The organism is Acidobacteriota bacterium (assembly GCA_030774055.1).
In the GTDB taxonomy this organism is placed as follows: Bacteria; Acidobacteriota; Terriglobia; order Terriglobales; family Acidobacteriaceae; genus JACPNR01.
On record JALYLW010000106.1, the window covers coordinates 21,464 to 29,700 of the forward strand.

An 8,237-nucleotide genomic window follows, 5' to 3' on the forward strand; every position below is an offset into this window, starting at 1 on the left:
GGCCAGTTGCAAGCGCCCTAGACCACGAAATACTTGGCCTGCGGATGGTGGACAACGATCGCGCTCGTCGATTGCTCGGGCTCGAGCTGAAAGCCGGAGCTGAGGTGGACACCGATGTTCTCTTCCGGCTTGAGCAGCGCGAAGATCTTCGTCTGGTCCTCGAGGTTCGGACACGCGGGGTAGCCGAATGAATAGCGCGACCCGCGATACTTCTGATGGAACAGGTCGGTGACGCGCGCCGCGTCGTCCCCCGCGATACCGATCTCTTCCCTCATCTTCTTGTGCAGCAGTTCGGCAAGCGCTTCCGCCGTCTCCACGCCGAGGCCGTGGAAATAGAGATAGCGCGTGTATTCGCCATGCTCGAAGAGCTTGTGCGCTTCCTCGGACGCCCGCGCGCCTACAGTGACGACCGAGAGGCCGATCACGTCGAGTTTCCCTGAGGACTTGGGCAAGAAGAAATCGGCAATAGAGAGTCTGCGGCCCTCGCGCTGGCGTGGAAAGGTGAAGCGCTCGATCTCGCGCTTCGATTCCGGTCCGTCGTAGATGATCACATCGTTGCCGTCGCTCTGGCACGGGAACCAGCCGTAGACGACCTTCGGTTCGAAGACGCCGCTCGCCGCCACCTCATCCTCCAACTTCGCCAGGATGGGACGGAACTTTTCTTCGACCAGCCGTTTGTAGTCTGCCTGCGAAGCCGTCTTGAGCTGCCACTGGTTTTTGAAAAGCGCGGTCTCGTTGATGTAGCCGAACAGCTCGCGCAGGTCGAAATCCTTTTTCACGCGCACGCCCCAGAACGGCGGCACGGGAATGTTGGGCGCGGCGGAGATGGCGGTGGATGGAACCGCGAGTTCCGCAGCGTCGCTCCCAGCGTCTGCCACGGCTGCGCGCACGTACTCCTTCACCTTGCGGCCTTCCGCCATGCGCTTTTCACGCGGACCTTCTGCACCGTCTTTCGTCGTCAGGTCCTGCATGATGTGCAGCCCTGAGAACGCGTCTTCGCCGTAGAAGACGCCGTTGCGATACTCGCGACGCAGGTCGTCTTCCACGTATTTACGCGTGAGCGCGGCCCCGCCACAGATCACCGGGAACTCGAGCGCCTGTTGCGTCAGGTCCTGGAGCACGTACTTCATCTCTACCGTCGACTTGACCAGCAGGCCGCTGAGTCCGATGGCGTCCGCTTTGTGTTCCTGCGCCGCGCGGATGATCGCATCCGCTGGCTGCTTGATGCCGAGGTTCACCACCTTGTAGCCGTTGTTGGAGAGGATGATGTCCACCAGGTTCTTGCCGATATCGTGGACGTCGCCCTTCACCGTGGCGAGCACGATGGTCCCTTTCTGCGAACCGGCAGCCTTCTCCATCTTCGGTTCGAGATACGCGACCGCCTGCTTCATCACCGCGGCGGAGTCGAGCACGGACGGCAGCTGCATCTTGCGCGCGCCGAAGAGTTCGCCCACCGTCCGCATGCCGTCGAGCAGCACGTTGTTGATCAGGTCGAGGGGCGTGTACGTCACCAGCGCATCCTCGAGGATCTGCTCGAGCGAGCGTCGTGTCGCGCCTTCGCCCAACGCCTTCTCGCCCGAGATGATGCAGTGCTTGAGCTTGTCTTCGACCGAGAGCTCTTCGACATGGACTCTCTCGGTCTCGGGCCTCTTCTCCAAGCCTTCGAAGTACGCGATGTACTTCTGCAGCGGGTCGCCATCGGACAGGTCGTGGTAGATAAGCTTGCGTGCCAGCTCAACCTCTACATCAGGGATCTTGTATAACGGATAGATTTTGCTGTAGTTGACGATGGCGATATCCAGGCCGTGATTCACCGCCTCGTGGGTGAAGACAGAGTTCAGCACTCGTCGGGGATATATGTTCAGCCCGAAGCTGATGTTCGAGACGCCGAGGATGGTGTGGCACTCGGGCAGCTCGTGCTTGATCTGGCGGACGGCGTTCAACGTCTCGATGCCGGCATCGCGATATTCGTCCTGCCCGGTCGAGATGGGCAGGGTGAGCGCGTCGAAGATGAGGTCTTGCGGCCGGATGCCGTATTTGTTTGTCGCCAGGTCGAAGATGCGCTTGGCGATGGCGGTCTTCTTCGCTGCGGTGAGCGCCATGCCGTCTTCGTCGATGGTGAGTGCGATCACCCCAGCGCCGTAGCGCTTAGCCATGGGCAGCACTTTCGACGTCCGCTTCTCGCCGTCCTCGAGATTGATGGAATTGATGATGGCCTTGCCGGGGATGCGCTTGAGCGCCTCCTCGATCACGTCAGCCTCGGTGGAGTCGACGAGCACCGGCGCAGGAACGCGTGTAGCGATCTTCTCCAGCACTCCCGTCATGTAGCCCTTCTCGTCTTCCCCGACGATGGCGCAGCACAGGTCGAGCATGTGCGAGCCTTCGGCGACCAGCTTCTTGGCGAGCGCGAGGATGTCGTCATACTTCTTCGCGCGCACGAGGTTGCGGAAACCTTCCACGCGCGTGGTGGTGTTCATCTCTTCCGCCACCACGAGCGGCTTGGGATCGAGGTCGAGCGGGACCATGGAGTAAGCACTCGACGCCGCGCCGGCCAGCGTCACCTCCCGCTTCGCGGGCTCGATCCCGCTGACCGCGCCGACCACCGCCTTCAAATGTTCGGGCGTGGTGCCGCAGCATCCTCCCACGATGCGCACGCCATACTCCGAAACAAAACGCTTGTGGAACTCGGCCAGCTCCGCCGGCGTGAGTCCATAGACCGCTCTTCCGCCGACGTTCTGCGGCAGTCCGGCATTCGGCAGCACGGAGACATGCTTGGGCGAGTTATGGCAGAGATACCGGACCGCGTCGTTCATCTCGCGCGGACCGGTGGCGCAGTTCAGGCCGATGGCGTCCACGTCGTAAGGCTCGAGCGCGGTGAGCGCAGCGCCGATCTCGGTACCGAGCAGCATCGTGCCGGTGGCTTCGAGCGTGACCTGCACCTGTACCGGCAAGCGTTTGCCAGTGTGGCGCATAGCGTCGAACGCCGCGACCAGCGCAGCCTTGCTTTGCAGTAAGTCCTGGCAGGTCTCGATGAGCAAGATGTCGACGCCGGCCTCGATGAGCGCGGTCATCTGTTCGAGATAGCTGGCGACCATCGCGTCGAAGCCAATGTGGCCGAGCGACGGCACCTTCGTGGTGGGGCCGATGGAGCCGGCGACGAAGCGCGGTTTGTCTTTCGTCGAGAACTCTAGAGCGGCTTCTTTCGCCAGCTTCACTGCGGCTCGATTGATCTCGCCGACCTTGGACTCGAGCTGGTACTCGGCGAGCACGACTGACGTCGCGCCGAAGGTGTTCGTCTCGACCACGTCGCAACCCACGGCAAAGAAGCTGGCGTGGATGTCGCGGATGATGTCCGGACGGCTGAGCACAAGCAGCTCGTTGCAGCCCTCTTTGCCCCAGAAGTCGTCAACCGACGGCTGGCGCACCTGGATATTGGTGCCCATGGCGCCGTCGTAGACGATCACGCGCTCGGCAACGTGTTTTAGGAAATCAGACATATAACGTCAAAAGCGCCGCGGAAATCCTGAGTAGCTGGCTTCCCTCCGTGAGTCGCTGGATTCCACTATGTATCAAATCGTAACGCTCGCACACCTTCCCCGACAAACCCGCAACTCTTTGGTGCTGCTCTGCTGTTGGTGTCTGCTCGACAGGATCTCGCGCTAGCGCGCGTGCGCAGAGCGGTTGCCGCCATCCCCCGGCATTCGGTGGGGTACGGAAGACGAAATCGGCGGGTTCAGCGGCAGCACCGGCTGGGCCGGCGTCCCGAGCGGAACCAGGAGCTGCTCCTTGCGATAGATCAAGTTGGACGCGTTGAAGGTCGCGATCTCGAAGCCGTGGCCGTGCGTGATCGCGTCCGTGGGACAAGCCTCCACGCAGTATCCGCAGAAGATGCAGCGGTTGTAATCGATGTTGTAGATCGCGGCGTAGCGCTCGGCGCCGGATATCCGCTTCTCGGCGGTGTTCTCCGCAGCTTCGATGTAGATGCAGTTCGAAGGACACGCCGCGGCGCACAAGAAGCACGCCACGCACTTCTCCAGGCCGTTTTCGTCACGCTGCAATACGTGCACGCCGCGGAACCGCTCCTCGAAGACCGCACCCCGGAGCGGACCCTTGCCGTCGGGATAGTTCTCGACCACCGTCGGGGCAAACATCTCCCGGAAGGTCACCGACATGCCCTTCAGGATCGCCCCTAGTCCCTTGAAGAAGTTGGTCACGGATACAGGATAAATATCCCCGCCCCCGTTGTCGACAAGCGGAGGTACAATTGCGCGCCGCGGACCCCGAAGACCGTTCGCTCGGCGATTCCCGCCCGTCTCCGCTGCCCTCCGGGCTATCGCCGGCAGATGAAGGAGAACGTCCAATGAAGAAGCTCAAGCGGATTTCCCTGCTGCTGGCCATCGTGATTGCGACGATGGCGTCCACGCCGTCACGTCCCGCCTGGCGCATGAAGGCGGATTACATCGAGGCCTGCTCTTGCCACCTCTTCTGCCCATGCTATTTCAACCAGCAGGCGGAACATCCGCACTGCGAATTCAACATGGCCGTCAAAGTTCGCGAGGGTTACTCCGGCAAGACGAACCTTGCGGGAGCGAAGTACTGGCTCACCGGCGATCTGGGCAACGAGTGGGGCACCGCCAAGAAAGGAAAGTGGGTGGTGGTCTCGTTCGACCCCACGACCAGCAAGGAGCAACGCGATGCTCTGGCGCCGATGATCCTCAAGACCTACGGCCTCGAGTGGGGTGAATTGAAAGTCCAGGAAGCGCCCATCGAGATCAGCAACAGTAGCGATATCGCCGAAGCCAAACTTGGCGGCGGCCAGATGGCGCACATGAAGCTGAAGCGCGAGCCGGGAATGGACGGTAAGGGAGTGGTGCTGCGCAACGTGAACTACTTCGGCGCGCAGAAGAACGACGGTTTCTGGATGTACCGCTCCATCAACCATAGCGCCGATGTGATGGGACACAAGTTCGACTACTCCGACCGCAACGCCTTCCTCATCACCATCGATACACACGAGGGCGCGACGGCCGGCGCGATGGGCGGCGGACACAAGTAGCTCAGTCTGGTATGTCTTAAGAAAGCCACGAACAATAGCACTGGCTTACGTGGCGATCAGGGCTATCTACATCGTTATCCACATTGTTCTCAGTGCATCGCTTCATTACGACTCCCTGATTCCCGCTTGGAGGCTGCATTCGTGAGTTCTAGGCGTCTGGCCTGTACGTCGTCGGGTGACGGCTGCCGGTGATCTGGTTCACGTGGTGCTTCAGGTGCTCCACGTAGTCGCGCGCGATGAAGCTTAGCGTGCCGCTCAGGTCGCCGGCGATGGTGCACGGTGTATCGGCGGCCTCAGGCGGCAGGCGCTCGATCACGTGCGCGAGGAACTCGTTGTAGTTCTCCCACAGCCCGACCAGCGTCGCCCATCGCATCTCGTTCGGTTGCTGGATGCGCATGAGGCCATCCTGGTCATAGCCCGGAAACGTTAGCGGCCCGGAGAGCGCGGCGCGGGTGAAGCGCTGATGATTGTTCGAGGCTGAGTCGATGAGGTGCGAGACCAGCTGCTTGCGCGTCCACTTGCCGGGCGCGTAAGGCTTGGCCGCGCCGGCATCGGACATCTTCGTGAGCTGCGGCACGGTCGCGCCAACGACCTCGCGCAGTTCGCGGGCGACCTGCTGGAAGTCGTTGGTCATTTCTTGTCTTGGATGTCGTAGACCAAACCCGCACTCACCGTGATCGGGATCGTTTCCGAGGAAGACAGGTAGTCAAAAGACAGATCATCTAAAGGGCCCGACTGACCGTTGAGACCCGCGGGGGAACTGTATTGCTGGCCGCCGATGGAGACTGAGCGCAGTCTTCCTAAACGCGTGCCCAACTCGCGCGCCGTCTGCTCGGCAAGCGCGCGTCCGTTGCGTAAAGCTTCGGGCATGAGCCGGTCATGGACCGCCGACGCGTCCTTTAGAGCATAGGCGACCGAGCAGAGCATCTGGCCCTGGCAGACGCGGTTCGCTGGAGTATCGACGACGCCGGCGCCGGCCTTTCGCAAGCCGTCGATCGCTCCCGCGACTTTGCGCTCGAAACCTTCTCTATCCTTCAGGTCATCGGCAGTGAAAAAGATGTAAAGGTACTGAGACGCGTCATAGCCGGAGACGGTCTGCGGCCGTGGATTGCCACCGTAGTATGGTGGCCCCGCCGATCCAATGCGGTTTGGAGTGAGACGGGCCTTGTCTTTAAGCCCAAGCGAGCTAAGTGCCTTCTCAATCTCTTTGCCCTTCGCCTGGTTCTGCCCGAGCGCTTCTTCCGCGACCGGAAGCACTGGACCGGACTGCTAGGAAAAGGATCGCGGTATCTGCCTTGACCTCACTGCGCGCGACACCTGTCATCCGAATGCAGGCGTCATCCCGCTTCGGGTCGGTGTTCTGCGCGGCCAGGGAACCCACCGTCAGCATCAGGGCCCAAAGAGCAACCAGTGTGCGGGTCATCAGAGCCTCCTGTGTGTGATAACGCTCGAGACGGTTGAAAAGTTACTCGATCCCGTATTCCTTCCACCGCTTGCTCACCAGCGTCTTCGTCTTTTCGTCCATGAGTATCTCGTCGGGCCACGGGCGCGTGAAGCCTTCGGTCGGCCATTTGCGAGTCGCGTCCACACCCATCTTGGAACCGAAGTTGGGCAGGCGTGAGGCATGGTCGAGCGAATCCACCGGGCCGAGCGTGAACTGGATATCGCGCTCCGGATCGATGTGGTTGAGCGCTTTGAGCGTAACCTCGCCCAGGTCTTGGACGTTCACGTCCTCATCCACGACCACGATGCACTTGGTGAACATCGCTTGTCCCAGCGCCCAGATGCCGCTCATGACCTTGCGCGCGTGCCCGGGATACGACTTGCGGATCGACACGATCATCAGGTTGTGGAAGATGCCTTCGACCGGCAGGTTGACGTCCACGATCTCCGGCAGCGTGACGCGCATGAGGGGCAGGAAGATGCGCTCGACCGCTTTGCCCATCCACGCGTCTTCCATCGGCGGCTTGCCCACGATGGTGGTGGCATAGATCGGATCCTTGCGGTGCGTGATGCAAGTGAGATGGAAGACGGGATACTCGTCAGCGAGCGAATAGAACCCGGTATGGTCGCCGAACGGACCTTCGGTGCGCAGCTCGTCCAGATTCACGTAGCCTTCGAGGACGATCTCGGCGTGTGCGGGGACTTCCAGATCGACCGTCTCGCATTTCACCAGCTCGACCGGCTTCTGCCGCAGGAAGCCGGCGATCATGAACTCTTCCACATCGGGCGGCGCGGGCACGATGGCCGAGAACGTGAGCGCGGGATCGGTGCCGATGGCGACCGCAACCTCGAGCTTCCCTGCCGGCCGCTGCCCTTCCGCGGCGATGGCGCCACCACCGGAGCGTGCCATCACGTCCACCGCGGCTGCAGCGCCTCCGTCCGCTCCCGCCGCAGCGCGGCGCATGGCCTCGCGATAGTGTTCTGCGCCCACCTTCTGCCGCTGCCAGTGCATGCCAGCAGTCTTCGCGTCATAGACCTGCATCCGGTAGCACCCCACGTTGCGCTTCCCACTCTTCGGGTCGCGCGTGATGACCAGCGGCAGCGTGATGAATCGGCCGGCATCCTTCGGCCAGCATTGCAGTACCGGAAGGTCAAGCAACGAGGCCTCGCCCTTCTTGATGACTTCCTTGCACGGGCCCGTGGCGACCGTCTTAGGGAAGATCTTTCCCATGTCCGCGAGCATGGGCAGCATCTTCATCTTGTCGAGCAGCCTCTCGGGAGATTTCACGTTGAGGAACTCATGGATGCGCTGCGCGATCTCGTCAAGCGAGCCGACGCCGAGCGCCATCTGCATCCGCCGCTCGGAGCCGAACTGGTTGATCAGGATCTGCGCGCCGGGGTGCCCTTTGACCTTCTCGAACAGCAGCGCCGGCCCGCCGGTGGGGCGGCCGGCTGTCCGCTTCGCCTTGGAGACGCGGTCGGTGATCTCAGTGACCTCGAGGACAGGGTCCACTTCCGCGGAGACGCGCTTCAGCTCGCCGGCGCGCTCGAGTTCCGCGATCCACTCTCTAAGGTCGGTATAGGCCAAACGGCTCTCCTGGGGAACCGACGATTATAGACGGCGGTACGCCGGAGCAAACTCACCAGCCGCGGCTCACATCCAAACTCCACAGTACGCGCCCACCCGGGCCCATTCGTCACGTCAGAAGGTTGATTTCAGCAGCAATCGGCGCGGCCG

6 protein-coding genes are annotated in these 8,237 nt (G+C 61.9%); 1 reads left to right on the plus strand and 5 read right to left on the minus strand.

The window, feature by feature from the left end; genetic code table 11:
* Positions 1-17 precede the first annotated feature (17 nt).
* Together metH and nuoI are read right to left on the minus strand one after the other, a co-directional pair.
* A complete protein-coding gene (metH, locus tag M3P27_08795) occupies positions 18-3,497 on the minus strand; it encodes a methionine synthase (protein MDP9268404.1) in 3,480 nt (1,159 codons plus the stop codon).
* A 162-nt stretch (positions 3,498-3,659) separates the two neighbouring features.
* Complete coding sequence (gene nuoI / locus M3P27_08800) at positions 3,660-4,172, minus strand: NADH-quinone oxidoreductase subunit NuoI (GenBank protein MDP9268405.1); 513 nt, start codon at positions 4,170-4,172, stop codon at positions 3,660-3,662.
* Between the two features lie 188 nt (positions 4,173-4,360).
* On the opposite strand from nuoI, the gene M3P27_08805 reads away from it, so the two are divergent.
* The gene (locus M3P27_08805; protein ID MDP9268406.1) at positions 4,361-5,056 is read left to right on the plus strand and encodes a DUF1326 domain-containing protein; all 696 of its coding nucleotides are present in this window, start codon (positions 4,361-4,363) and stop codon (positions 5,054-5,056) included.
* A gap of 148 nt (positions 5,057-5,204) precedes the next feature.
* On the opposite strand, the gene M3P27_08810 is transcribed toward M3P27_08805, so the two are convergent.
* The 3 genes from M3P27_08810 to M3P27_08820 form a co-directional block, all read right to left on the minus strand.
* Entirely contained in the window at positions 5,205-5,690 is a 486-nt protein-coding gene (locus M3P27_08810; protein ID MDP9268407.1) for a DinB family protein, read from the minus strand.
* Positions 5,687-6,313, minus strand: a complete 627-nt coding sequence (locus tag M3P27_08815) for an SIMPL domain-containing protein (GenBank protein MDP9268408.1) — start codon at positions 6,311-6,313, stop codon at positions 5,687-5,689. Before M3P27_08815 ends, M3P27_08810 begins: the two co-directional genes overlap by 4 nt.
* Positions 6,314-6,521: 208 nt before the next feature.
* Positions 6,522-8,087, minus strand: a complete 1,566-nt coding sequence (locus M3P27_08820; protein ID MDP9268409.1) for a UbiD family decarboxylase — start codon at positions 8,085-8,087, stop codon at positions 6,522-6,524.
* Between the last annotated feature and the right edge of the window lie 150 nt (positions 8,088-8,237).

What these genes read in the sequence shown, in the direction of transcription:
- metH (MDP9268404.1), bottom strand. Translation starts at nt 3,497, where the DNA reads ATGTCTGATTTCCTAAAACACGTTGCCGAGCGCGTGATCGTCTACGAC.
- nuoI (MDP9268405.1), bottom strand. Translation starts at nt 4,172, where the DNA reads ATGTCGGTGACCTTCCGGGAGATGTTTGCCCCGACGGTGGTCGAGAAC.
- M3P27_08805 (MDP9268406.1), top strand. Translation starts at nt 4,361, where the DNA reads ATGAAGAAGCTCAAGCGGATTTCCCTGCTGCTGGCCATCGTGATTGCG.
- M3P27_08810 (MDP9268407.1), bottom strand. Translation starts at nt 5,690, where the DNA reads ATGACCAACGACTTCCAGCAGGTCGCCCGCGAACTGCGCGAGGTCGTT.